The organism is Streptomyces sp. NA02950 (assembly GCF_013364155.1).
Taxonomy (GTDB): Bacteria; Actinomycetota; Actinomycetes; order Streptomycetales; family Streptomycetaceae; genus Streptomyces.
Genome location: NZ_CP054916.1, coordinates 703,132 through 728,478, shown reverse-complemented (window position 1 = coordinate 728,478; position 25,347 = coordinate 703,132). Strand labels below are relative to the sequence as shown.

At 70.9% G+C, this 25,347-nt stretch carries 9 protein-coding genes and 2 pseudogenes; 3 read left to right on the top strand and 8 right to left on the bottom strand.

Annotated elements, in window-relative coordinates; translation table 11 throughout:
* The first annotated feature begins 22 nt into the window (after positions 1–22).
* Entirely contained in the window at positions 23–922 is a 900-nt protein-coding gene (locus HUT19_RS02890; protein ID WP_176178907.1) for a TauD/TfdA family dioxygenase, read from the top strand.
* Positions 923–1,055: 133 nt separating this feature from the next.
* Here the strand turns inward: HUT19_RS02890 and HUT19_RS02885 are convergent, their stop codons facing one another.
* The 6 genes and pseudogenes from HUT19_RS02885 to HUT19_RS42740 all read right to left on the bottom strand — a co-directional run.
* Entirely contained in the window at positions 1,056–10,874 is a 9,819-nt protein-coding gene (locus tag HUT19_RS02885) for a neuraminidase-like domain-containing protein (protein WP_176178906.1), read from the bottom strand.
* A gap of 60 nt (positions 10,875–10,934) precedes the next feature.
* Positions 10,935–18,350, bottom strand: coding sequence for a SpvB/TcaC N-terminal domain-containing protein (locus tag HUT19_RS02880; protein WP_254885408.1), 7,416 nt, complete (start codon positions 18,348–18,350; stop codon positions 10,935–10,937).
* A 305-nt stretch (positions 18,351–18,655) separates the two neighbouring features.
* Complete coding sequence (locus HUT19_RS02875; RefSeq protein WP_176178904.1) at positions 18,656–19,816, bottom strand: alkaline phosphatase PhoX; 1,161 nt, start codon at positions 19,814–19,816, stop codon at positions 18,656–18,658.
* Positions 19,817–19,975: 159 nt separating this feature from the next.
* Positions 19,976–20,230, bottom strand: coding sequence for a hypothetical protein (locus HUT19_RS02870; protein WP_254885407.1), 255 nt, complete (start codon positions 20,228–20,230; stop codon positions 19,976–19,978).
* A 178-nt stretch (positions 20,231–20,408) separates the two neighbouring features.
* Positions 20,409–20,609, bottom strand: a complete 201-nt coding sequence (locus HUT19_RS02865; protein ID WP_176178902.1) for a hypothetical protein — start codon at positions 20,607–20,609, stop codon at positions 20,409–20,411.
* A 12-nt stretch (positions 20,610–20,621) separates the two neighbouring features.
* Positions 20,622–20,717: pseudogene (locus HUT19_RS42740) on the bottom strand (MarR family transcriptional regulator); the annotation flags it as partial.
* A gap of 139 nt (positions 20,718–20,856) precedes the next feature.
* Between HUT19_RS42740 and HUT19_RS02860 the strand changes: the two are divergent.
* A complete protein-coding gene (locus HUT19_RS02860) occupies positions 20,857–21,408 on the top strand; it encodes a TetR/AcrR family transcriptional regulator (protein WP_254885406.1) in 552 nt (183 codons plus the stop codon).
* A 92-nt stretch (positions 21,409–21,500) separates the two neighbouring features.
* Positions 21,501–23,144: an MFS transporter gene (locus HUT19_RS02855; RefSeq protein ID WP_254886111.1), complete on the top strand. Its 1,644-nt coding sequence runs from the start codon at positions 21,501–21,503 to the stop codon at positions 23,142–23,144.
* A gap of 146 nt (positions 23,145–23,290) precedes the next feature.
* Here HUT19_RS02855 and HUT19_RS42735 read toward each other — a convergent pair.
* A pseudogene (locus HUT19_RS42735) lies at positions 23,291–23,476 on the bottom strand (hypothetical protein); the annotation flags it as partial.
* A 222-nt stretch (positions 23,477–23,698) separates the two neighbouring features.
* The gene (locus HUT19_RS02850) at positions 23,699–25,162 is read right to left on the bottom strand and encodes an MFS transporter (protein ID WP_254885405.1); all 1,464 of its coding nucleotides are present in this window, start codon (positions 25,160–25,162) and stop codon (positions 23,699–23,701) included.
* Positions 25,163–25,347: the final 185 nt, after the last annotated feature.

The following is a 25,347-nucleotide window of genomic DNA, read 5'->3' as shown; positions in this document are numbered from 1 at the left end:
ACCACCGAAGGGACAGAGCCCCATGACGACCAGCACCGGATTCGACGTCCGAAAGATCGGCGGCCGGATCGGCGCCGAAGTCCTCGGCGTCACACTCTCCGACGACCTCGACCCCGCGCTCGTCTCGGACATCAACTCCTCGCTCCTGGAACACAAGGCGCTCATCTTCCGTGACCAGCACCTGGACGACGCCGCCCAGCTCCGCTTCGCCTCCCTCTTCGGCGAGCTGACCACCGCGCACCCCACGGTGCCGTCCGTCGAGGGGCAGCCCAGCATCCTGCCGGTCGACGCCGAGGAGGGCATCCGCGCCAACCACTGGCACACGGACGTCACCTTCGTCCGTACGCCCCCGAAGGTGTCCACCCTGCGCGGCATCGTGGTCCCGCCCTACGGCGGCACCACGCTCATCGCCAACGCGGGCGCCGCTTACCAGGACCTGCCCCAGCCGCTGCGCGAGCTGGCCGACAAGCTGTGGGCCGTGCACACCAACGACTACGACTACGCCGCGCCCCGGAACGAGAAGGCGGCCGAGCACCGCAAGCGGTTCGTCTCCCGGAAGTACCGGACCGCCCACCCCGTGGTCCGTGTCCACCCCGAGAGCGGCGAGCGCGGACTGTTCATCGGCGGCTTCGCGCAGAGCTTCCTCGGCCTCGGCCCATCCGAGTCCCGTGATCTGCTGCGGATCTTCCAGTCCTATGTCATCCGCCCGGAGAACATCGTGCGGATCGCCTGGTCCCCGGGGGATGTGGTGGTCTTCGACAACCGCATCACCCAGCACTACGCCCCCGACGACTACGGCGACCTGCCGCGCCTGCTGCACCGGGTGACCGTCGCGGGTGATGCCCCGGTCGGCGTGGACGGCGAGCGCTCTTACGTCCTCGAAGGCGACGAGGCCGGCCACTACACCCCGGCCGCCGCCTGACGGCCCACCGGTCTCCTGCACCATGACAGTGCCCACCCGGTGTGCGTCTGCTGCGCACACCGGGTGCGGGAGCCACAGCCCGGCCGGTACACCTCCGCGGCCACGGCCGTGAATGAGCGGGGGACCCGCCCGGTCAGCACACCTCGTACGCGCAGAGCAGCAGGATGCGTGTCACCTCCGGCAGTCGGGCGGGGAAGGAGAAGGTGCCGAGCTCGGCCTCTCCGGTGCGGACCAGCGGACCGGAGCCGAGGTCCTCGAGCACACCGTGGAAGAGCCCCGGCCAGTCGGCGCCCGCCACACAGCGCATCTCGGTGGCGGGGCACGGGTCGTCGGTGTGCTGCCAGTGGGGGCGGGCGGGGGTGAAGTGCAGCAGGTGGTGCTCGCTGGGCACCGGGTGTGCGGTCTCGAAGAACAGCTCCACACGGCTGACCCGTACATCCTTCCGGCCCGGCAGGAAGGGGAACATACCCCGGCCGAGCCGCAGCGTCAGTTCGTGATGGCGGTCCTCGCCGTGCGGGCGCCGGAAGGCGTGCCAGGCCGATGTCATATCGTGCCGGACGTCGAAGTACCGCAGGCCGGAACCGGGCAGATGGCGGTCCGCGATCTCCTCGGCCGCATGTCGCAGGGCATCCCCGCCCTCGCGGGCCGTGTAGTTGAGGTGGAGCAGGACGTCCGCCACCGTGTCGAGGTCGAACTGGTTGTTCCGGGGGCGCATCTCGATCCGCCACCTGCTCACCGCACCGCGGAATTCGAAGGGCAGCTTGCGCTCGTCCCGGAAGTTGAGCTCGAACATCCCCGTGTCATTCTGCCCGGTGGAGGTGGCGATCGCCTCGGTGGCGAGATATTCGCTGACGATCCGCGGATCGTCGGGCAGGGCCGGGTAGCCGTTGCCCGGCTCGCCCTCCCCGCAGCACACGGCCGGTGGCGCGGTCAGCTCGGGGCTGATCCGGGTGGTGCTGCTGAGCAGTGTCAGCCGGCAGTGCACCCCCGCGTACGGGCCTACCACGCACGGGATGGTGAGGCCGACGTTCCTGATCCGCCTCAGGTAGTGGCCGTAGTCCTGGTCGAACATCCACTCCGGGAGCTCGATCTCGCACACACCGGTGGCCTGGAGCAGCAGGAACTGGAGGGGGAAGTCGCGGCGCAGCGAGAAGTGCTTGGTCAGTTCGTACTCGCGGAGGTTCTCGTCGAGGTAGGCGTGTTCCATCTGCCGCAGCGCGAGCTGGAGCCGCTCTCCTGCGAGGAGCCTCTCGCGCAGGTCGCGGCCGTCCTCCACCGGCAGGAAGTCACGCGCGGTGTGTCCCCGCTCGATGTTGAAGGCCCGCTGCGCCTGCCGGGCGGTGTGCACGGCCAGTTCGTACAGCTGGTGGTACAGGGCCGCCGTCTCCTGCTGGAGATGGAGGTAGAGGTCGTGGCTGGTGAACTTGGAGCGCAGGAAGTCCTGGACGTCGACGGAGTGTTCCAGCTGCCGCTGATGGCTCTCCAGCTCGCGCAGGGCGATGCCCCGGCGGCGCCCGGCCGCGAGGATCTGCCGCTCCACCTGTTCCAGCTCGATGTCCAGCACCTCCACCTGGTGGCGCCACTCCTCCTCCCGGCGCACCCAGCCCGCCTGGGTCAGCCGCAGCCCCGCCATGGTGTTGGCGATCTCGGCGAGCCCGTTGGTGATCCTTGCGGCCGCCGAGAACACACCGCCCAGCTTGGAGCCGACCGGCGGCTGGATCTGGTTGCAGGGGAACCCCACGAACATGTCCGGGATCAGTCCCATGATCTGCGCGATGCCCTCGGTGACATTGCTCGCGGTGCGCAGCGCGAGACCCGTACCGGTGAGGTTCTCGTACTCGATCTCCTTGCTGATCAGACCGTGCTCGACCAGCGCGGCGTAGTAGTTGCGGCGGGTCTGTGTCATCTCCTTCGTCTTGTGCAGCGCCTGGAGCTGCCAGTCGGCCTCCCGCCACTGCTGCTGCCGGACCTGCGAGGCGAGCGCCAGCAACTGGCTCTCCTGGGTGGCGCGCAGCGAGGCGAGGCACTCGGCGTCGCCCTTCTCGTACGCGGCGAGCAGCGCCGTGCCGAGAGCGCGCACCTCACCGGTCAGCTCCACGGCCTTCTGCACCAGGAAGACAAAGCGGTACGGGCTGGGCGGCGCACACCAGTCCACGTCGTCCGGGCAGGGCCGCCCGGACACACTCCCCGCGTCCGGCCGCGCCCCCGGGTACGGCAGGGCCGGGCGGCGCAGCCGGTGCGCGTCGAGGCAGGCCCGGATCAGGCCCTGCCGGTCGGAGGTGCGGTCGTAGAGAGCGATCAGCCGGGGATTGAGCGGCGGGGCGAGCGGCACGGACTCCGCCACGGTGTCCGGTTCGCGGTCCGGTTCCGCCGTGATCGTACGGGGCCGGGCACCCAGCAGCCTGGCCGCGGTGTCGAACAGCAGCCGGGCATGGCCGAACGATTCGGGAGTACCGCGCTGGAGCGCGGCGTCGCCCCACTGGAGCAGTGTCTCCGTGTAGTGCAGGACGATCGACCGCCGTTTGGCGTCGTCCCCGGTCCGGTGCAGCCAGCCGGAGTCGGAGGACAGCGGGGCGAAGGCCAGTTCGTACCACTTGAGGGCGGCCTCGAACCGACAGCGGGCCCGCAGCGCCCCGGCGACCGTCACGGCGGGGGCGAAGGGCGACTCGGGCACCAGCCGCGCGCCCGGCGCGTGGTAGGCGAAGTACGGGTACGCGGGCAGCGCGCCCGGGTAAACGGGGGCGCCGTCCGACGGATCCGGCTCCACCACCAGCGGCAGCGGAACGGCGGCGTCGGCCGCGAGGTCGTAGCGGAAACCGGCCGGGGCGCCCTGGTGGGGTGGCGGCGCGACACCACCGGTTACCCGGAACGTCAGCGAGTCCGCGGTGCGGCCCACGAACTCCAGATCGCCGCTTCCCTCCCCGTCGCCGACCCGCACGGCCTCCGCCGACCTCCGTGGTTGCAGGAACCGGCCGTTGTGGACCCGGCACCAGGCCAGACGCACGGCGCGCCCGCTGTCCCAGTGCAGCAGCCGGGGCAGCTCGTCCGGCTGGTGCCAGGGCCATTCCGCCTGCTGTTCCTGCTCCTCGTACCGCCGGACGTCGACCGTCCAGAAGTAGTACTCGTCGACCACCGCCGACGCGGGGGCGTCGCAGTCGGTGCAGCAGACCTCCGCACCGTCCGTAGGGCGGGGGGCGAAGCCCGTGGCCGCGGGCGGCTCGCAGGCCGCGGCCACCCGGATGAACCGGGTGCCCAGGCGCACGGCGGCCTGGATCCACAGCGGTACGTCAGCACCGGCCCCGTCGTCCTCCCCGTACGCTGTCAGCCGTGGCCTGTCGCCGTCGCCGTCCTGGCCGCCGTCGTGGTCGTTGTTCCCCTGGCCGTTTCCGTCGCCGGCGGAGAGCCCTACGGCGGCCGGCCAGGACGGTGTGGCGGACCACTCCGGTGTGCCCAGCACATCGAGGCCCTCCCTGGCCGGGGCGAGTCCCTGGATGCCGGCGGGCCGGTCCGCCTGGAGCGGTGTCAGACCCGGGTGGACCGGTGGCCGCCCCCCGCTCCAGTACTCCAGGCCGCCGGGCAGCGGAACGGTGAGCGTGGCGCTGCGCAGTTCGGCCTCGAGCAGGCGGAACCCTTCGCCGCGCCTGGCCCGGTCCAGCTCCTCCCAGTCGATCCAGTTCTCCCGGTAGAGCTCCCGCCGGGTGCAGCTCTCCCACAGCCGGTAGTCGGCGAAACGCCGCTCCCACAGCAGGGAGAAGGCGGGTGTCACGGTGAACCGCGGCTCCAGGCCGAGCTGAGCGCGCCGGATGAACAGCTGGACGGCCCCGATCGCCTCCTCGATCCGGCTCGTCCGCTCGCACAGCCCGGCCTCGACATCGAGCAGCAGCACCTCACTGAGGCGGCCGGGCTCGCTGACGGCTCCGCCGTCGGGCAACGGCACCCGGTCCATCGCGCACAGATACGCGCCCAACGCGGCTCTGGCCCGCTCCCGCAGACCGTCGTTGAGCCGCTTGACATCCTCGTAGCGGTGGGGTTGGCCGTTCTCGAAGCAGCCATCGCGCACGAACCGGGTGAGGTTCTGATTGCCGGTCACCGTTTCACCGGTCGGGGGCACCCCCGGGTCGTCCGAGGCCCATAGGTCGGGTCGGGCCGCTCGGAGGTCCTTGACCAGGAAGTTCCGGCGCAGTGCGCGGATCCAGGCGTCGGCGTGCCAGACGCGGATCGCCCAGCGCTCGTCCTCCAGGTCGGCGCTGGACACCTGGTGACCGGGGAAGTAGCGGAGCACCAGGGGGGTGTGCAGCAGGTCAACGCCCATGTGCCGGAGCAGATGGGCCGGGTCGTCCGGGTGGTTCTCGGCGGCCTCGTGGAACAGCAGCCACAGCGGGCGCTCGGGTGCTCCGGCCGCGTCACGGCGTACGACGGTGTAGTCGAAGATCCGCTCCCACCAGTCGAACAGTGCCTGCCGACGGCGGGGCGTCGGGTTCACCCGGCGGTCCTGGGCGGCGGCGGGAGAGTGGTAATTGTCCTTCAGGGGGAGGAAGTTGAAGTCCAGGAAGGCGTGGTGCACCCGGAAGCCGCCGCCGTGGCGGTAGTACGAGGTGCCGGTGAAGTCGCCGGAGTGGGCGAGCAGATAGCCCAGCTCGGACTGTCCGTCGTCGGCGGCGGGACGCGCGGACAGCGCGAAGCGGCTGGTGAACAGCAGGGCCTTGAAGGCCCGCTGATAGGTGCGCCGGATATCGCGCAGCGTGCTGGTGAAATGCCCGTGCAGAAAGGTCCGGGCGGCGCCCTCCACGCACAGTCCTTCGTCGAGCGGCTGGTCCTTGCGGTCATGGAACAGCCGCTCGCGGGGGATCACGACCAGCTCGCCGCCGCTGTCGGGGCCCGCGTAGCTGACCTCGAACCCGCCGGTGGCCGGGCAGAGGTCCTCCGGGCGCGCGAACGCGGGGCTCGGCTGGGCCAGTTCGACGGTCAGCTGGTAGACGCCACGGCGCAGCGTCAACGGCGCGGAGCAGTCCGGCGGCGCGGTCTCGTCCGGCCAGTCGTGGCTGAGCAGCACCCAGCTGCGCTGCCCGCGCCGCAGCGACACCCGCCAGCGCTTGCGGTGCGCGGCCGCGGTGTCGGGCGGCTCTCCCTCGGGGGCCGGGGCGCCCGCCCGGAAGGTGTACCCGCCCTCCTCCTCGACCAGCAGCGCGCCGGTCCAGCGCGCGGTCCAGCCGTGCGCACTGCCCAGCGGACGGCCGTCGGGGTTGGCGAGCGCGAAGCCGTTGCGGACGCTGACGAAGCGCTCCTGCGCCTCGCTCGGCGTCAGGTCGAGCGCGGGCAGCACGGTCGGGATCTGCACCCCCGCGGCGTCCCTCTCGGGGCCGAAGGCGGACATCGGCCCGCGGAGCTCGCGCCAGGCCGTCGGCCCGCCCTCCGGGGCGAGCTCGCCCAGCAGCCCCGTACCGGTGAGGCCGAGCAGGGCCGCGAACGCGCCGCCGGACGGCTGGTCCGGCCAGGTGACGGCGGGCCGCTCACCGGAGTCGGACTCCCACGGGCCGAGGGCGCGGTTCTCGTCGGCGTACAGATGGCCCAGCAGCGCCCACGCCAGGTCCGCCCCGCCGCAACCGTCGCCCGTGTCGTCCCCGGGATGCCCGGTCCACTCGGCCACATGGCCGGCCAGATGCGCGGCGATGATCCGGCAACGGGCGTGCGCACGGGCGAAGGCACGCTGGAAGTACGCCCAGCGGCGGCCTTCGTCGGGCTCCTCGACGAGCCGTTCCTCGGCCTCCTCGAGACTGCCGAAGAGGAAGGCGAACGGCGCGAGATCGGCGCGCGGCCGGAAGTACAGCTCCCGGACCGCGGTCTGCTCCGAGGGCTTCAGCCGGCGGACACGGCGCAGTTTCGCGATCACCGAGGCGTCGGTCAGCGGCACCTGGGTCCACAGCTGCCCGGCCGCGCTGTCGTAGCGGAAGGGGCCGTCGGGCGGGGTGTTCCACATCAGCGGAGCGGTGTCCGCCTGCGGCAGCCCGGTCCGGTACTGCCGGTCGGCGATCGGCACCGGGAGGCCGCAGGTCTCCAGCACCGAGGGGAAGAAATGTGTTCCCAGCGAGAGCAGCGGATCCGGGGACCCGGCCGGCGGTGCGAAGCCGAACTCCCCGCGCAGGGTGGTGGAGACGCGGTCCCAGGACCAGGCCGCGGCGTCCTCGTCGGACACCTCCACGGCCAGCAGCGCACGGCGCAGGTCCCACAGCGAGAAGTGCGTCTCGTCATCGGGCAGGCCGAGGGGTGAGTCCAGTGCCTCGTTCCCCGGTTGCAGCGGGAACGGGTCGTCGCCGTCGAGGTGGTCATCGGTGGTGAACAGGAACAGGATCTCCCCGATGCCGAAGTCGGAGGCGTAGACCTTGCCCAGGACCTCGGCGAACCGCAGCGTGTGCGTCGGACGCGCGGACCATGTGTCGGCCGCGGACCCGGGGTCGAAACCGGCCAGCCGGGAGAGCGGGCCCAGATTCTCGGCGAGCAGCTTGCGGAACTCCGGCGGGCGGCAGCCGCAGCCGTGCCGGGCCAGGGCATGCCACTGGATCTGGTCCAGCAGCTCGTCGACCGCCCAGTCCCAGTGGGAGGCGTCCGGCCCCACCCACAGCGCCAGCAGATGCGTCCGCCGCTCACCGGTCTCACCGGGCACGGGCGGGCTGCCGTCGGTGAGCGCGAGCAGGAAGTCGTCGCGCAGGAGCTGGAAGGCGGCGAGCTGCCGGAGGAAACCCGGGCCGACGGTCCCCTCGGCTCCGAACAGCCCCAGCACCTCGCAGATGTCGCGGAGTTCGGCGAATCCGTACCCACCGCCGGGCAGGGCGCGCAGGGTGCGCCAGAGCCGGATGAACACCGCCAGTCGGCGGAGCGCCTGCTCAGGGTCCTGCGGATCGGTGAACCGGATGCGGTAGGCGGCGAGATCGCAGGGCTCGCAGTCGGGGAACGGCAGGCAGTCGTCGGTGTCCTCGCGCGCATCGGCCACGTCGCGCCCATCGGCGTCGCCCCGCGTGTCGCTCGGCAGGTGGGCGCGGAACCGCACGTACTCGGACCGCCACAGCTCCAGGAACTCGCAGTAGGTCAGCCCGGTGCGCACCAGGAACTCCGGCAGCCGTACGACGATCCGGGTCCAGGAGGTGTCGCTGACCGACTCCGCCGGGAAGCCGTACAGCTCCCACGGCGGGAGCTCACCCGTGCCGTACAGCAGCTCGGCCTCCTCGGGAGTGACCCCGAGGTACTCGTGGGCGAGTTCGGTGCGCACCGGGTAGCGCCACAGATGGCGCTGGAAGTCCGCCGGCTCGGCGGCCGGGTCGAGCACCAGCTCGGTGATGTCCTCGCGGAAGCGGCGCATCGTGGCGTAACGGCTGGTGCGCAGGTGCCCGAGATAGCCGCGGCCGATGTCGAGGGCCTGGGCGTAGGGCAGCGCGGGGGCGGAGAAGTCCTTGCGCAGGATCTCGTACGCGCCGGGCTCGGCGACCGGGGCCGCGGGCGTGGAGTGCTCGGGCAGCGCGGCGAACAGGGTGGCCGGGTCGTGGGGCGATCCCAGGGGGTGGCCGCCCAGCTCGGTGTCACTGGTGTTGCGCACCGCGCCCACCGGATCGTCCGGATGGGTGGCGACGGCCTCCAGGCACTCGTTGACGAGGTCGATCACCGGCAGGGGGGTGGACAGATTGGCCTCGGACGCCAGGAGGTCGCCCACCGGTCCCCGGCGGGCGGCGAGTATGTCGCCCAGCTGGCTGAAGTCACCGCTCGGTGTGGGGTTTTCGCAGGTGGAGCGGGCGCTGAGCCGGAGCAGCTGCTGTAGGTAGGCCACCGGTCCCAGCGGCGACAGATGGTCCGGCGGCAGACAGTCGACCAGCCGTCCGTCCGGGTTGACGGGCACGAAGCAGCCGGATCCGTTTCCCTCGTCGCCGTCTCCCCCCTCCCCGGTCGCGGTCGCCGCCGTGTGGAGGAGCGCGGCATCCTGGTGGACAACGGTGCCGGTGAGCGCGCGGGTGAACTCCTCGAGGGACAGCTCCCGCACCTGGACACGGCTGGTGAAACCGCGGGCGTAGAGCGCTTCCATCGCGGAGAACCGCCGGTCCGCCGCCGGGATCGCCCGGGCGAGCAGGGCGAGTTCGTCCACGGCCCGGATCAGCTGCTCCAGCCAGGCGCGTGCGTCGTGGTCGTCGGGGAACACATCGCCGACGGCGCCGCGCATCCGGTCCTCGTCCCAGGGCTCGCCGAAGACGAAGTCCGGGCCGTAGAAGCCGGTGAAGGCGGTCAGCGGATCCCGGTGGAGCTCCCGGAACCGTGGCGGCCGCCCCGGCTCGGGGGCCTCCCGGTCACCGGCCTCGGTGGTGAGCGCGAAGAACTTGGCGACGTGCCGGATGAACGCGTTCACCCGGTCCTGTGGGCTCCCCGCGACGATGAACGGCGGCAGCAGCGTGTCGTCGACACCACCGTCCGGTGTGCGGAACAGGCCGCGCCAGTCGTCCGCCTTCCTCTGGGCCAGCTCCGCCGCCGAGCCGACGGCGAACGAGGTCCTGATCCTGGCCATCAGCGCGTCACGGCCGCCGGTGAGGGCGCACAGCACCAGCTCCAGATGGGCGGCCAGATCCGCCGGGGAGGTCAGCGCGGCCCAGAAGACGGTGATGTTCTCGCCCGTGAACGTCAGCTGGTTCTGCACCAGCGCCCGCACCCGCTCGGCCGCGAGCGCCGTCGCCGGGCCCGTGGCCGCGCCCAGCGCGCGCAGTCGCCGCGCTGCCTGGTTGATGTTCGCGTGCGTGGTGGCGAGCGGCGGCTCGAACCCGACCCCCGCCTGGTCGGCGGCCTCATCGAGCACACCGAGTGTGATGGCGGTCCGTAAGGTGTCGCGGGTGTGCCTCTCCTCCGCGAGGACGGCCAGTTCGTACCGCCGGTCGGCGGTCACGGAGGTGGGCATGGTCGCGGACAGTACGTAGAAATACGCGGCCGGAACGCCGAACCGGGGCTCGGCCAGCGCTCCGAGACCCTCGAGGATGACCTTGGCCTCCCGGTACCGGGCCCCGGTACCGGCCGGCGGAGGGGTGAGCTGGACCGGGAAGTCCAACCCGGCCCGGACGGCTTGCCGGCTGCGCGCCTCGGCCGCGATCGCGCCGCTCAGCGCGTACACGAACCCGGCCAGCCGCTCGGCCTCCGCGTTCCCCCTGGCGTAGTACGCCTGCCGCTCGCCCTCGAAGCGGCGGCGGGCCTGTTCGCTCGGGTCGTCGTCGCCCTTCTTGCCGGTGTACATCGCTTCGAGCGAGCGCGTGGACTGGTTCGAGGTGGTCGGGTTGTACGGATCGGGCACGGGCAGCGGGCGCAGCGCGCTGTTCCAGACGATCTCGTAGGCGACATGTTTGGCCTGCTGCGGGGTGAGGGTCGGGAGGACCGAGGTGTCCCCCGGGTCGTGCCCGAGCACATCGGCGACGGCCCTGCGCAGGTCCGCGAAGCGCGGCGGGGTGCCGTCGGCGGGCAGCTCCAGGGGGTTCTGGCTGTCGAGAGCGGCAGCGGGCAGCGGCAGGAACAGGCTCGGGGCCAGGAGGGGATACACGGCCGGGCTCAGCGGCCCGTCGTGCTGCTGCTCCGGCACGTTGAAGTACACCTGGCGGTGCACGATCTGCTGGCCGGCCCGGGTGATCTCCAGCCGCAGATCGCGCGTCCGGTGCTCCGGGTGGTCGGGCGGGTCGGGAACCCTGATCACCGCGGTGGCCACGGCCAGTGGTTTCACCGGGACGGGCGGCAGCCCGGGCGGGCTGTAGTGCTGCACGATCGTGGTGCTCGCGTCCGGTGGGGACTTGTAGGTGGCGGTGCCGATGAGGATCCCGTCCAGCGGTGTGCTGAAGGTCAGATCCCATGCCGTGATGCTGAGCCCGGTCAGATAGCCGGTGAAGTCCTCTCCCGCGACCGGTTCGACGGGGTGGAGACGGATGGTGATGATGCTGGCCATGGGGAGGCACCCCTCGTCTTCGCGGCGAATTCTTGACCATCGGTTGGTGCGTCGGATCCATCAGGGCGTCGATGGAGGTGGTGCCGGAGGAGGGGATGGGAAGGTCTTGAGAAGCTGTTGCGCTTCGGCGCTGATCGGGAGCGGGGACCCCGCGGTACGTCCAAGCCGGACCGCTTCGGCATGTGAGACGCCGTGGAACTCGAACCACTCGTGAGCGATCACCGTGTCAACACGGGTGGAGAGCGAAGCGTTGTTCCACTCGGCCCAGCCCACCACCGGCTCCAGGACGCCCGGGTCCACGTTGATACCGACACCGGCGACATTTCCGCCGACCGTCCCGCCGGCCGGGTTGTACCCCCGGCCCCCTTCCCATGGGATTCCGATATTCGTCTGCGGAATCCCCAGGGCTCGCATCCTGTTCTCGATGGCTCTGGTGAGCCGCTCGGTCGAACCGGCCGATACCGGTCCGGTGGAGATGTAACCTCCACCGGTCATCGCACCTCTGGCGTTCAGGTCGAACGCGGTGTCGAAGGAAGCCGGTACCGGCTCCGGGGGCGGTGCCGACACCACCCGCGTCGCATTGTTCGCCTGCCGCTCCACCGTCGATGCCTCGGAGGCCGCACGCACGGTGGTGGTCTCGGCCCGTGAGGCGGCGCTCACGGCCCGGCTCTCCGCGCTCGCCGCATGCAGTTCCATGGCGAACGGCAGTACATCGAGGCCGAATTGGACACCGGCCCACAGACGGCTGGTGTCCTGGCCCGTGACCGTCGTCCCGGTGACGAGCCGTGCCCCCGGATCCAGGACCGGAACGAACCCCGCCCCGACTTCCAGACCGACCACACTGGCGGGTGTCGGGTTGTTTTCGATCGGTACGAGCCGCAGGGTCCCGGCCCGCACCACTCCGCCGACCATGCCGCCGACCCCGCCCTCCGGGGGCGAGTACTCGACCCTGTTGGCCCTGGGGTTCACATAGGCCTTGCCACCGAAAATCGACTCGATCATGGCACTGAATTCCTGGCCCATGCGGTCCCACATCATGCCCATCATCATTTCCTGCGAGTCCGCGCTCTGTCGGCCCTGTGGATCGACCGCTACCAGCGGGCGGTTACGCACATAGCAATAGACATTCGGTCCGTCCGCCAGCCCTGCCGGATCGCAGCTCGTCCAGCGGCCGAGCCAGGGGATGTAGAACCGGGCCCCGTGATAGTTCAGGCCGGATTCCTCGTCGCGTTCCCTCCCGGTCCAGCGGTAGCGCTTCGGAGTCTCCGTCCGGCTGCGGACGGCCTGGTACGAGGTGCTGCCGTAGGGGTAGTACTCCTCGTACGAGATGATGTCCGCGTCCGCGTCCAATTCCAGAGCGGCCGAGCCGAGATGATTGGCGAGCTGATACCGCACGAGCTGCTGCGGACCGGCGTCCATGCCCTCGGTGCGGGTCTCCACCAGCGCGATGAGCCGCTTGTCATCGAGGATGTGCAACGTTTCGCGAGCCAGCGCCACGGTGCCATCGCCCGCGAACTCCCGGTAGATCTCGAAGGCTCCGAAGGAGATCCTCTCGGCTTTCCGCCTCCCCTTCCGGTGGTCGGTCACCTTACGGATGCGCAGACCGCCGGAATCGTAGGTGTAATACGTGGTTTCAGGTGACCCGGCGGTGACGGCCTGCCGTGCGCAAGCCCGCAATTGGTCCTTCACATCCCAGCGCATGACCGGCAGCTCGGGCATGGAGGTGATGTTGCCGTGCTCGTCGTAGCCGAAGGGCTGGAGCGTCTCGCTCTCGCTCGCCGTAGTGCCCGTCAGGCGGTTCCCGGCCCGTTCCGGCTCCAGGAGGCTGGGTTCGGCGTAGCGGTAGTCGCGGGTCCAGCCGGGCCGGGACGGGTCATCGCCCCGGTGGGCCATCGAGAGGATGTTGCCGACGGCATCGTAGACATATCGCTGCACGTAACGGCCGAGCGCGTCACCGTCGCCCGGGTGGGCCAGGCGCACCCGAGGAGCGTCGTCCTGGCTGGTGGGGACCGAAACGCCACCGGCTTGGCCGAGGTGCTCGCGCCCGGTGGCTTCGACCAGGCGGTACAGCGCGTCGTAGGTGAAGTCGGCACTCGGCTCCACGCGGCGGTTGCGGAAGAAGACCGTCTGCTGGGCGCCGTCCTCGACGCGGGTGATGTTTCCGGCCGGGTCATAGGTGTAGGCCAGGTCCTGGAGCGCCGTCTGGCCGCGCATCGTGCGGAGCCCCGTCAGACGGAAGGTCAATGGGTCGTAGGAGTAGACGGTGCGCACACCGTTGTCGTACGCGATGGATGTTCGCTGACCGCGTGCGTTGTAGTCGATGCCCGCGACGAAGGCTGTCGGCTGTGTCGCGCTCCGCAGCTGGGAGCTGAGGCGTTCGAGGAGGTTGGCCTCGTTGTACACGGGGCGGGTCACACTGCCGTCCGGGGCGGTCAGCCGCGTCGGACGGTTGAGGGCGTCGTAGCGCGTGGAGCTGGTGTAGTCGTGGTCCTCCAGCTCCACATCGCCCGCCCAGTCGGGGGACCGGCGGTATTCCACCGCCAATCGGCGCCGAGCGTGGAGCAGATTGCCCTTGAAGTCATAGGCGGCGCTCGTGGCGACACCGGCGCCGTCCCGTGACCGGAAGGTGTGGCCGAGCAGGTTGAGCCGCTGAGCATCCGGTCGGCCCTCGCCGTACTCGGTGCTCTCGTACAGGATCTCGCCGGGCTGGTCGCCGCCGCGCACAAAGGTGCGGACCGGGCGGCGCAGCGCGTCGTACTCCGTGCGGAACCGGAAACCCCTGCCGTTCCAGGAAGACACCGGCTTACCGGTGACATCGTTGAGCACGAGGCGCTCGCCGGCCTCCATGCCCGCCTGGCGCACCCGCCCGCCCGGAATCGCGTAGGCGTACCGCATCACGACCCGTCCGAGCGCGTCGATCACCTCGCGCTCCTTGCCCTCGATGTCGAGCCGAGTACGGGTCGGATACGACGCGGAGCCATTGTCGGCCAGGGCGAGGAACGTGCGGCCGAGACTGTCGAACCAGGCGCGGGAGGGGGTCGCCGCGTGACCGGCCGCCTTCTCGGCCGCCGCCCGCTGGGCGGGGCCGAGGTCGCCGCCGATGCGCCGGTCGTACCAGCTGCGCCAGCCATCGCCGCGGGACAGATGGCGGCGCACATAGCCGCCGACGTCCGGGTCCCGGCGGGGGTCGAGCAGCACCGTGTCGTTGACGTCCCAACTCGTCCGGCGCCACGGGTCGAAGACCACCTTCTCCCATGTGTCGTCAGGGCGCAGCGTGGCGACCACCCGCTCCAGCGGATCGTAGAACAGCACGGGGCTGACACCGACCGTCACCGCGAACTCGAAGTGGTGCGTGGCGGAGAAGAACGGCTCGTACTGACGGACCGGTTTTCCCTTGTTGTTGAAGACCGTCCAGCCGGTGCCGACCCAGCGGGGTGTGATGTCCGGGCCGCCGTCGGTCAGCGGGCCGGGCTCGGCCCGCACCTTCTGCTGGACCTCCCGGCCGAACCCGTCGGAGTAGGACACGCTGTGCTGGATCCGGGTCCGCTCACCGTCGCCGAGGTCGGAAACGTGGGTCTCGCGGGCCAGGGTGGCCACCGCCGGGCAGGCGGGGCGCTCCTGGTCATGGGTGCGGACGTAGGCGAACAGGTCATAGAGCAGGCGGGTGCCGGCGCCGCCGAGCAGCGGATGCGGGTCGCTCAGCGGGTCATCGAAGTAGGCGCCGACCGTCTCCTCGTCCGGGTCGGGGTCGAAGGCGTCGAGCGTGTCGCCGAGCAACTCCTCCGGTTTGCCCCGTACCGCGGTGCCGACCACCATCCCGAGTGCGTCGAAGGCGGCTTCCGAGCGGTTGCGGTTGGGGTCCATGACCGTGCCCGGCAGCAGTACGCGGTAGTCGTTTCCATTGCGGGAGAGACGGCCCTCGGGGTCACGCTCACCCGCCGTGACCACATTGCCCACCGCGTCCCGCACCTGCTGGACCAGCAGGTCGTACGGGTCGTAGGCCACCTCGGTGATCGCGCCGAACGGATCCTGGGCACGGTGGGGGAGGAAGAAGTGCCGCCGGGCGTGGCCGAGTTCGTCGACCTCCGCCGGGGAGTAGAAGACCCGGCCGGACGGGATCCACCAGCCGTCGTGGCCCGCCAGCCGGACATAGCCCCCGGGGCCGGAGACCAAGGTCTCGTCCACCCGGTCGCCGTAGAGCTCGGTCAGCAGACTGGGGGTGAAGGCCAGCCGGTACCCGGCGTACGGCAGTGCCTTCGGCTCCAGGGCGCCGAGTGGCAGCGGCCCGGTGAGGTCATCACGCCGGAACAGCGTGCGGGTGTGCTCGATCAGCCGCCGAGCGGGCTCCGGCGGATCGGCGTCCCACTCCTCGTACGGCAGCTCCCGGGTGGTCGCGGTGAGCGCCCGGTCCAGCTCCTCCAGGCCGAACAGCGGGCCGTCAGGACTCAGGGCCAGCAGCTCCCACGCCCGGCTCTCGCAGCGCACCGGCGTGCGGTAGGCGTCCGGCTCGTCCACCGCGTGGGTGTAACGGTGCTCGGTGTGCACGACATGGCGCCGGTGTTGCCGTGCCCGGTCCTCGGGGGTGAGCGCCGGGTCGGGATCGGGATGGCGGCGGCCGTACCCGACCGACGCCGACCGCAGCACATTGCCGAAGTCGTCCACGGCCAGGACCAGTTCATGGCTGACCCGGGGGTCGGCGCTCGGTTGTCCCTCGACGTCGTACAGCATGCGCTCATGGTGTGCGGTGAGGGTCTCGCGCGGGTGGACGAAGAAGACCGCGTAGGGCGGTTCGCCCCCGGGCGGTTGCTCGCCGTGGGCGTGGCGTATCAGCCTGACCGTGTAATTGCGCTCGACCACGGTGTACGGCCGCGGCTCGGCTTCCGTGGCGTCGAGCGCGTACACCTCCTGGCGCAGCATCGAGCCCTTGAGCGCGCGGCACGCCTGCCGCTCCTCATCGGGGGTGAGCGACACCGGGGGCAGGACGGTGCCGGGAAGCAGCGACCGCCCCCCGTACGCGCGCTCCAACTGCTCTGCGCGAAGGCGGTTTTGACCGACCGCACCGGTGTGGAACCACGTCCGGGTCAGAACGGGCGGGACGTGGTGTGCCTCATCGGCGTTCGTGGCGCCGGACGCGTCCAGTGCGGCGAAGCTCTCGGTGTCCCACTGCTCCACCATCCCGAAGCCCCGGAACTCGCGCTCGGTACCGTCGAAATGGCCGTGGTGGTACGCGTACCTGGTGACCAAGCGGTTTCCGCTGATCCGGTCCAGGGTCTCGACCCGCTCGACCACCTGCACCGGGAACGGCAGCCGGGTGAGCCACGGCCTGCCCGCGGCCTTGTCCTCCAGATGGAACCGGGTCGACGGCGCATAGGCGACGTGGGTCTCGGCGCCCAGGTTGTTGCGCACCTCCACCAGGAGGTGCGGTTTGCGGCCGCCCATCAGATCGACATAGCGCACCTGACGTCCACTGTCGCCCGGCAGGGGAGAGGACCACACCAGACAGGCGGTGCCGCTGCCGAGCAGGTCCACCACCGAGACCTGGGAGACGCTGTCCGCCCGCGGGAAGGAGACCGGCAGCTCATGGGGCGGGGCCCAGGCGTTTCCCGAGTGGTTGGCGTAGAGGCGGACCGATGAGCGGTGGAGGTAGATGAGGTCGGTGGTGCCGGAGCCGTCGGTATCGGCCAGTCTGATCCGCCGCGGGTCGAAGTGATCCGGCTCGTCGAACCACGGCGCGCCGTCCATGTCGACCTTGGCTCCGAACCGGCCGTAGCCGAGGCTGGGCCAGTAGCACACCTCTCCGTTGCGGATCCGGACCAGGTCGGACAGGCCGTCGCCGGACATGTCCGCCAGGTGGAGCGACTGTTCGGCATCGGCGAGCACCACGCGGGGGCCGTGCTCCTCGCCCAGCGGCGGATGGGTGCGCTGTGCGGGCCCGAATCCCTCCTCGGCCAGCGAGGAGTGCCAGCTGAGCACGTCCTCCTCGGTGATCAGCACATCGGCATGGCCGTCGCCCGTCAGGTCCACCAGGCGCAGCTGGGGATCGTGCCAGTCCACGGTGGGCAGCGAGGAGAACGGGCGGAAGCGCGACCAGTCCCGCCGCTCCGTGCGCTCGTGGAAGCCGGGCGCGGTGCCGCCGAAGTCGACGAGGTCCAGGCGTCCGTCCCCGGCGAGGTCGATGAGCTGTGGGCGACCACCGCCGAGCACGCCGGTGGACGGGCGGGTGGCGACCTCCTTCAGAGGGCCGTAGCGGCCGGCGCCGAGGGCCGGTGCGTAGAACCAGCCCCCGCCCTGCTCGGTGAGGACGCCCGCGATGCCTTCGCCGTCGAGATCGACCCACTGGTATCCCGGCGCGTCCGGCCCGGCCGGAAGGTGCTCCAGACTCTCCGGTGGCAGTTCATGCAGCTGTGGGTCGATGACCGCCTCGCTGTAGCGCAGGTCCAGCGGGGGCATCGGCTTCCGCAGATAGCCGCCTTCGTCCCGGCGCCGGTACCCGGCCTGGGTCACCGAGGCGAGGAACGAGGCCGCCGGGTCCTCACGGTAGGAGAAGTCGGTGGAGCGGGTCAGACAGTCCTGGCCGACCCCCGGCTCGCCGGGGAAGTGATGGAACATCAGCACCCGTCGGCACAGCCGGTAGTTACGGATCTCGAAGCCCGCGCGGTGGGTGGAGAACGCGTCCTCACGACAACCCCAGGGGGCGGTCCCGTCCGGGCGTGGATCGGCCATGTCATGCTCGCCGTAGTCGAGGACGAGCTCGAACATCCAACTGGCTTGGGACAGTTGCGGGTCGGCCAGCCGTGACGGGCGATTGCCGTACTTCACCCGCTTCAGATACCGGTTGGCCGAACGGTCCATCGGCGAGCGGTGCCGCTCGTGCGGCAGACAGGGGTCGATCCCCTCGGAGTCCTCCGCCTTGTACTCGTAGACCACGGCGTTGCCGGTGTCGTCGTAGCTCTGGCAGATCAGCCAGCTGAAGACACGGCCGCTGTCCGCCGGGTCGGCGATCCGGCTGCTGGGTGTCCGGCCGTAGACGGTGGTGACGTTGCTGGGTGAGACCGACCTCCAGTGGGTCTCACCCGAGACCGTGTCCGTCCATCTCTCGATCCTGGCGAACAGACCCTCGATGCGCGGGCGATACCGCCGCACGTCGTATGCGCGCCCGGCGTCCACGCGGGACAGCGGCTCGGGCTCGGGGACGAGGTCCTCCGCGCCGGACAATGTGAACACGTCCTCGGAGGTGTAGCGCGGCAGGCCCTTGTCCGTCTTGCGTGTGATCGCCGGCAGGGATAATCGCCAGCCGAATCCGAACGGGCCGTTGCCCGCCCCGGAGTCGTACCGCAGGGTGAGCGACGGCCCGAAACCGCTTCGCCCGGGACTGGTGGCCAGGGGCACGGTGAGTGTGCCGGTGCCGTTGACCGCGTTGCTCTCGAACTTCTCGCCGATCCCACGAACCGCCCCGCCCCCCTTGGGCAGTGACACGGTCGGCGGCTGGAATGCCCCCGCCCCCGGCCCCGCTGCCGGATCAGGCGCGGCGGTGACGCTGTCGACTGGAGTTGGGCGTGACGAAGCAACGGCGTCCCACATGGCGATCCCCCCGGAGCCTTGCGCATGTCGCATAGGCCAGTACAGCCCGTGACAAAGATGACTGTAGCTTTGCGATAAATGCGAACCAATAGCCTGTTCGGGTGATGTGGGATGGCGGCGAGGTGACGAGGGAGCACGAGGGCCGAGGAGTCCGGGGTCTCGGACCAGGCACTCGGCCTGGTCCGAGACCCGGCCCACCGTCAGCTGCGGAAGGGTCCGGTCACTTCGTAGGTGATGCCGCCCGAGGAACTGCCCGTGGTCCCGCGCTGCGAGGAGAAGTACAGCCGGTTGCCGTTGGGTGAGAAGGCGGGCCCGGTGATCTCGGAGCTCGACTGGCCGGTGATGCGGAGGAACGGCGCGACGATGTCATCCGGGGTGATGATGCAGATCTCCATGTTTCCTCCGTCCTCGGCGACGAAGAGGTCGCCGGAGGAGGAGCCGGTGACGTTGTCCACACCGGTGAGCGGAGCGTTGCCACCGATGACGAGGGAGTCGTCGTAGGCCAGCTCGTAGGTGCTGTTGGCGAGGTTCAGCTGCCACACGCGGTTGTCGCCCTTGGTGGTGAACCAGACGGTGTCGTTCGCGTAGTGGCAGCCTTCGCCGCCGTTGAACCGTTTGGCGCCGGAGACCTGGTTGCGGGTGGTGGTCGGGGAGCCGTCGGGGTCGGGGACGTTCCCCCAGGTGAACGATCCGGAGGTGCCCGTACCGGCCTTGAGGACCTGAAGTGTGCCGGAGGACAGATCGCCCCAGGTGGTGGGGATGAAGCGGTAGAAGCAGCCGTCGGTCTCGTCCTCGGTCAGGTAGATGGCATGGCGGACCGGGTCGGCCGCGGCCGCCTCGTGCTTGAATCTGCCCATGGCGTCGCGGCGGGTGGCGGCGTTCACGCCCCACGGGTCGGTCTCATAGACGTAGCCGAGGCTGACCTCCTCGCAGGACAGCCAGGTGTTCCAGGGCGTTTTGCCGCCGGCACAGTTCTGCCGGGTGTTGGACAGGACACGGTGGGCGCCGGTGATGGTGCCCGAGGAATTGAACTTCACGGCGCCGACACCGCCGCCGGGGTTGATCTCGGAGTTGGAGACGTAGATCCATCCACTGCCGTCAGCGAAGCAGGCCCCGCCGTCGGGGGCGTTGTGCCAGGTGTACGAGCTGCCCGTGACCGTCTGCCCGGACCGGGCTATGACGCGGCTGGTGAAGCCGCTGGGCAGCTGGATGCCGTTGGCGTCGGCGGAGCCCAGCGCGCCGTACGGGCCGGGACCGGGCTGGGCCGGGGCGGCGTAGGCCGCCCCCTTCATGAGGGTGCCGCCGAAGGCGGCGGCCGAGGTGCCGATTGCTGCTCCGCGCAGGAAATTGCGACGTTTCACACTGACTCCACGGGTGACGATGTCCCGCCGCCCCGGGGCGGACGACGGGGTCCGCGCAGGACAGTAGAGGAGGTCGGACAGAGGGAGCAGTTGACGGCACCTCAACACTTGATGAATCGCTGTGGGGCCTTCCGTCGCGCGGCGGCTTGAGTGGTTCCGCTATGCGGACGCCACGACCTGGCCGGCGAAGACCTGGGGCGGGTTGGGGAGCAGTGACGTGAGGTTGTCCCGTACGAAGGCCGCCGCCTGCTGGACCGACTCCTCGGCCCCCGCCTCGCTCTCGAAGACACTGGTCGAGACCATGACACCGTTCCCGGCGTCGACCCAGTAGTAGGCCAGGAGGCCGGGGATCCCCCGCATGAGCGGTACGAACCCCTCGTTCACCCGGCGCCCTGCCTCGGCCGGATCGGTCACCCCTGAGTACTGTCTGACGGCTGCGTACACGGCTGATCTCCTCACGAGTGCGGGGCATCTGCTGCGGAGGCGCCGTACCCCCGCGACGTGCCCTCCGCTCGCGAATCGTCCGGCAATCACCGGAAGGAGCCGGCCGGTGGTCCGAATGGCGGGCCCTGGTGGCTGGGGCGTGGTGAGGTCAGCCCTCGAGGTGCAGCCGACCGCGCCGGTAGGCGGGGACGAGCCGCCGCTCGCGCCGATCCCGCCGTGGCGTCAGCCGGTCGCCCTGCGGCCACGTCCTCGGTGACAGCCGCGTTCGGACTCGGCCACCCCGCAGCAGGAGGCGGTGCAGTTCCCCGCACTCCTCGGGAGTGAGCGCGTGCGGCAGTTCGTCATCCACGCCCCGGCTGGTCTTGTCGGTGGAGCGCGGGAACTCCCGCCCCCGCTGGGACAGGACGACGATGCGGCTGCCCCGGTCGTCGGGTGACGGGCGGCGCTCGGCGAACCCCGTCCACGCCGTACCCCGAGGTGAGGTTCCACCGTCCGTAGCACCCGGGCGGCCAGCGACCCACTGTCCTCACTCTCCGTGATGACCCATGCATGTACCGCATGAGACATTGATGTCTCACATGGGCTACTCTTGTCTCATGTCTGTCGATCGTGAACACGTCCTGCGTGCCGCCGCCGAGCTGCTCGCCCGCAAGGCCACGGCCTCCATGGATGAGATCGCCAAGTCCGCCGGGATCAGCCGTGCCACCCTGCACCGGCACTTCGCCGGACGCGACGCACTCGTCCAGGCGCTCGGCGTGCTCGGCATCCAGCTCGTCGAGGAACGGCTCACGGCCGCCCGGATCGACGAGGGGGACCCCGTCGACGCGGTTCGACGTCTGGTCGCCGAGGCGCTGCCGGTGTCCGGCTTCCTCGCCTTCCTCTACGGCGAGAACCAGCTCTACGAGTCCGACGCCATGGACGAGGGCTGGGCGCGCATCGACGAGCAGGTGGGTGCGCTGTTCCGGCGAGGCCAGGAGCAAGGGCTGTTCCGGTTCGACCTGACTCCGGCCTGGCTGACCGAGGCGCTGTACGCGCTCATCGCCGCCTCTGGCTGGAGTGTCCAGGAGGGCAGGATCGCGTCCAAGGACGCGGGTCACATGGTCTCCGAGCTGCTGCTCGGAGGGATGATTCGGAGTGTGGAGAAGTGAGTGGCAAGACCCCTGAGCGCCAGACTGGTCAGGATCGTACCCCGCGGCCCGGCGCGGCCAAGGGGGCTCCGGGCCGCTGGCTCGCCCTGTCGGTGCTCATCCTCGCCGTATTGCTCGTGGCCGTCGACGCGACCGTCCTCGGCCTGGCCACGCCGTACCTCAGCGAGGACCTCGAGCCGACCGGCAACCAACTGCTGTGGATAGGTGACGTCTACTCGTTCGTCATCGCCGGCCTGTTGGTGTCCATGGGCGGTCTCGGTGACCGCATCGGCCGCAAGAAACTGCTCCTCGGCGGTGCCACCGCCTTCGGCGGACTGTCACTGCTGGCCGCGTACGCCACCTCGCCGGAGATGATGATCGCGACCCGGGCTCTGCTCGGTGTCGCGGGCGCGACACTGATGCCGTCCACGCTCGCCCTCATCCGCAACCTCTTCCCCGATCCGAAGGAGCGCAGTGTCGCCATCGGCATCTGGGGCGCGGCGGCGTCGGCGGGCGCGGCGGTCGGACCGGTCGTCGGCGGATTCCTGCTGGAGCACTTCTGGTGGGGCTCGGTGTTCCTCATCAACCTGCCCGTGATGGCCGTCCTCGTCCTCGTCGGCGTCAGACTGCTGCCGGAGTCGAAGAACCCCGACCCCGGGCCCTGGGATCTGCCCAGTGTCGGCTTCTCCCTCGTCGGAATGATCGGCGTCGTCTACTGCGTCAAGGAGCTGGCCTCACACGCCATGGACGCGGTGGCGATCGTGGCCGGTGTCGCCGGCGCGCTTTCGCTGCTGGCCTTCGTCAGGCGTCAACTCACCCTCCGAACACCGCTGTTGGACATGCGGCTGTTCAAGAACCGTGGCTTCTCCGGCGCCGTCCTGGCCGATCTGCTCACCATTCTGGGTCTCTCAGGCCTGGTCTTCTTCCTGTCGCAGTTCCTGCAACTGGTCCAGGGGCGGACACCGCTTCAGGCGGGACTCGCCGAGCTGCCCGCGGCCCTCGGCGCCGTGGCGGCCGGGCTTGTCGCCGGTGCCGCGGCCCGGCGCTACTCCGTCCGCGCGATCGTGGCCGGTGGCCTCGCGGCCATCGGCGTCGCACTCGCCGCCCTGGTCCTCCTGAGCGCACACACCGGCTTTCCGGTACTCGGCGCCGTGCTGCTGGTCGTCGGGGCCGGCGCGGGCTTCTCCTTCACGGTCACCGCGGACGTGATCCTCTCCAGCGTCCCCAAGGAGCAGGCGGGGGCGGCGTCCGCCGTCTCAGAGACGGCCTACGAACTGGGCGCGGCACTCGGTATCGCCCTCCTCGGCTCTATGGTCACCGGTGTCTACCGCGGTTTCGCCACGCCCGCGGGCGTACCGGCGGACGTGGCCGACGCCGCCCACGAGTCACTGGGCGGCGCGGCCGAATCGGCCGTCCACCTGCCGCGCGGCCTCGCCTCCGAACTCCTCGCCTCGGCGCAGGAGTCGTTCGTGGACGGCCTGCGGATCGCCTGCGGGGTGGGTGCGGTGGTGCTGCTCGCGACGGCGGTCGGGGCGTGGTTCCTGCTGCGCGGTCAGTCGCTTCAGACCGGCGGCGACGAGACCGTTGCCGGGCCGCTGGCGATGGACGACGGCGAATGCCGTGACGAGAGGTGGGACGGCGGTGACGGTGACACCGACCGGGAACACCGCGGTGGCGGGGGTGACTTCGGTACCCGAGGGCAGGGCGACCACGGCGGCCGACCGTGCGGAACGCCCGAATCCGCTGCCCGCCGCTGAATCGGCCGCCACCGGCCGCCGCCACATGTACGACGTGTCCGTCGCTGAGACAGCCGAGTTGGGTGATACCTGCGGCCTGCGGACGATCCACCGCAGCGAGCGTGCCGATCCGCACGGCCGTGGCGGCGTCCGGTGGAGCCGCCGGAAGCGCGGCCCCAGAAGAACTGGGCCAGGCCGTAGTCCCGGCACATGCCGTGGACGCCGAAGGTGTTCTCACCGAAGTCCGCCCCGAGGACCTCGGTGACGCCGTCGGGGGAGTCGGTGGGACGGACGCCGAGCAATGTGCCGGTGGTGACGACGTCCACGTAGAACGCCAGGGAGTACGGGGTCAAGGGCGGATCCTCGATGCGGTGGGGTCCAACGGAAAGCCCCCACGTTCCCTCGGCCGACGCTGAGGTGACGGGTGACGCCGGGCGCCATCGGCACGATAGCCGGTGAGCCGTCGGAGGATGCGGCGAGGATCTCGGTGTTCGATGCCGTACGGCTCCCGCGAGAGGGAGGTGCTGATGGTGTGCCGCGGCGGACCGCAGACCACGATCCGGCCCTCGTGCATCTCACTCGCGCGGCAGCAGAGTCCGGGCCACCACTGAGGTGACGCAGAGCAGCACCCCCACCGCCACCAGACCCACCCGCATTCCCGGGAGCGAGAACGCCTCGTCCCCGGAGGCGGCGAGCAACGACCCGAAGAGGGCGACGACGAGCGCGCCGCCGGTCTGCCGCAGGGCGTTGAGCAGGCCCGACGCCGTCCCCGCCCGCTCACCCGGCACACTGTCCATCAGCAGGGCGGTCAGCGCGGGCACCGCGAGCGCCCCACCGACGCCGGTCGGCGCGAGCAGCAGCAGGACCAGCCACAGCGGTGTGTCCGCGGTGAGCGGCAGCAGGGCGAACATCGCCACGGCCAGGATCACCTGCCCCGTGACGATCACCGACCGGCGCCCGATGCGTTCGGCCAGCCGAGGGGAGACGAGGTTCGTGGTGGTGATGAGCGCGGACAGCGGGACGAACATCAGTCCCGTCGCGACCCCGGACATGCCCCGCAACTCCTGGCAGTAGAGGCCCAGCAGGAAGACCACCCCGTAGAAACCGGCGTTGATGGCGAAGCCCACGGCGAGCGACACGGACACCTCCGGGCGCCGGAGCATGGCCGGTGGCACCATCGGCGCCCGGTGGCGTCGCTCCACCCACTGGAAGGCCACACCCGCGGCGGCCGCGGTGGCGAACCCGCCCAGGGCCACGGCGCTGGTCCACCCCTCGTGTCCGCCCTCGATCACGCCGAGGGCGAGACCGGTGAGCGCCACCACAGCGGTGAGCTGACCCGGCAGGTCCAGCGGCGCGGGCCTGCGCGGTGAGCGGGCCACCCGAGTGAGCAGCAGCAGGATCACCGCGCCCACCGGCAGGTTCAGCAGGAACACCGAACGCCAGCCGACCGTCTGGGTGAGGACCCCGCCCAGTACGGGACCGGCCGCCATCGCCACCGAGCCGCCGACCGTCCACAGGGCGATGGCGCGGGCCCGGTGCCGGGCGTCCTGGTAGGCCTGCCGGATCAGGGCGAGCGAGGCGGGCATGACGATGGCCGCCGCGCCGCCCTGGAGGACCCGGGCCGCCACCAGAGTGCCGATGCCCGGGGCGAGCGCGCAGCCCAGCGAGGCCAGTGTGAACAGCGACACCCCCCAGCCGTACGCGCGCCGCGCTCCGGCCCGGTCGGCGAGGGCGCCCGCGGAGAGCATCAGGGCGGCGAACATCAGGGTGTAGGCGTCCACCACCCACTGGAGACCGGACATCCCGGCGTGGAGGCGGTCGCGGATGGCGGGCAGGGCGAGGTTCACGGCGGACACGTCGACGGCGATGACGGCGAAGCCGAGGAGAGCGGTGACCAGCGCGGCCCCGGGGCGGCCGTCGGCGGCGTCGTGCCCGGTACCCGCCGTGGCGGCGTTTACGGCGCGGCGCCGCGAGGGAGGCGCCGGCAACGGGCCCGGTGCGGGGGACGGCACGCGGTCGTGCCCGGCGGTGACGCTCACAGATGACTCCTCCGTCGAGAAGGGCGGGAGCGAAGACGGCTTCGAAGAGGCCCGCCCCGACCGGGAACCGGACCGACCCGGAAGACCCTTCGCGGAAACGGCGCGCGCGGGGCGGACACCGCCCCCACGTCCGCGGTCCGGTGCCGTGCACCCCCTGGGACCGCGGGGACGGGGCCGTCCCGCGA

Excerpts from the sequence above, each read along its gene's own strand:
- HUT19_RS02890 (WP_176178907.1), top strand. The coding sequence starts at position 23 with ATGACGACCAGCACCGGATTCGACGTCCGAAAGATCGGCGGCCGGATC.
- HUT19_RS02885 (WP_176178906.1), bottom strand. The coding sequence starts at position 10,874 with ATGGCCAGCATCATCACCATCCGTCTCCACCCCGTCGAACCGGTCGCG.
- HUT19_RS02860 (WP_254885406.1), top strand. The coding sequence starts at position 20,857 with ATGTCTGTCGATCGTGAACACGTCCTGCGTGCCGCCGCCGAGCTGCTC.